This window comes from Micromonospora sp. NPDC047187 (genome assembly GCF_040643355.1).
Taxonomy (GTDB): Bacteria; Actinomycetota; Actinomycetes; order Mycobacteriales; family Micromonosporaceae; genus Micromonospora; species Micromonospora salmantinae.
The window spans coordinates 1-1,398 of sequence record NZ_JBEYUF010000061.1 but is presented as its reverse complement, the minus strand read 5'-3'; the positions used below and the strand labels follow the sequence as shown (position 1 = coordinate 1,398).

General features: G+C 70.0%; 1 protein-coding gene. It reads right to left on the bottom strand.

The features are described 5' to 3' along the window. Positions 1 to 25: 25 nt before the first annotated feature. The gene (locus tag ABZ794_RS33895) at positions 26 to 1,105 is read right to left on the bottom strand and encodes an IS110 family transposase (RefSeq protein ID WP_357519504.1); all 1,080 of its coding nucleotides are present in this window, start codon (positions 1,103 to 1,105) and stop codon (positions 26 to 28) included. Positions 1,106 to 1,398: the final 293 nt, after the last annotated feature.

Below are 1,398 nucleotides of genomic sequence, written 5' to 3'. Positions count from 1 at the left end.
CGCGCCGATCTGTGAGTGGGGGTTGTCAAGGGGTGCGGTGGTGGGTGGTGATGGTTCGGTAGAGCTGTCGGGCGATGTAGCGCTTGAGGCAGCGGGTGATTTCTCTGGTGGTGCGGCCTTCGGCGCGGCGTCGGTTGATGTAGTCGCGGGTTTCGGGGTGGATGCGGCGGCGGGTTAGGGCGATGGTGTGTAGGGCGCTGTTGAGGGTTCTGTCGCCGCCGCGGTTGAGGCGGTGTCGGTCGGTGCGGCCGCTGGCCACGGGTATGGGGGCGGCGCCGGCGAGGGTGGCGTAGGCGGCTTCTGAGCGGACGCGGCCGGGGTGTGACCAGGCGGTGAGGGCGATCGCGGCGGTGACGGGTCCGACTCCGGGTTGGTCGAGCAGGGGTGGGCACAGGTCGGTGACGAGGGCACGTAGGCGGCGGTGGTTGTCGGCCAGCGCGGCGTCGAGGGTGTGGATGTGACGGGCGAGGGTGCCCAGTTCGCGGCGGCGGGTGTGTTCCTCGATGGGAAGGTGGGTGTTCTCGGGTAGGTCGAGGGCGGCCAGGCGGGCGACCTGGCTGGCGGTGGATAGCCCGCGTAGGGCGTGGCGCAGAGTGTCGTCGGCGGTCAGGATCAGCGCCTTGACCAGGTTGACTGTGGCGGTGCGGGCGTCGCTGTGGTGGCGGCGGCAGACCAGCAGCAGACGCAGCGCTTCGCGTGGTCCGTCGCTGCGGGGCACAGCGATATGGTCGGTGGACAGCGCCAGCACCGCGTGGGCGGCGGCGACCGCGTCCAGCTGATCGGACTTGCCGCCCCGACGGCGGGCCGCTGCGGCCGGTTTGGGTGCCTCGCAGACCGGTTCACCCGCGGCGCTGAGCAGTCGACATAGTCCTTGACCGTGCGCCCGGGTGCCCTCTACCGCCCACAACCGGAGCCCGTCCGGTGGGGTGTGCGCGGCGGCGAAGGCCACCAGCCGGCTCAACCCGTCCGCGTCGGTGGACACAGTGACCTGCGCCAGCACCGCCCCGAACCGGTCGAGCACGGCAGCGGTGTGCGTGTCGGTGTGGGTATCCACCCCCACCACCACGTCATAGCGATCCGTGACCCGCTCTACGATCTGTGCCATCTCGGGTGTTGCTCCTTTGCCAGTGACGACCGGGACAGTCGGCGTCGGCTCGGGATGCGGTCACCTCGGCGGCAAATCTGTGATGGGCCACGTGTGCTCGCACGGGCAGGCTTCTGATCAGGCCAGCAAGGTGGGCCGGGCCGGCGCCGACGACCACCTGGGGACAGGTCTTGCACAAGGCACACCCGCACTCCGAGCGGCCGGATCGGCAATGAGCCACCCAAGCGGTCACCGACGCCGAACCTAGCGGCAACCAGCCGAACCGATCACCACCGACATAGAAGCGTCTTGCA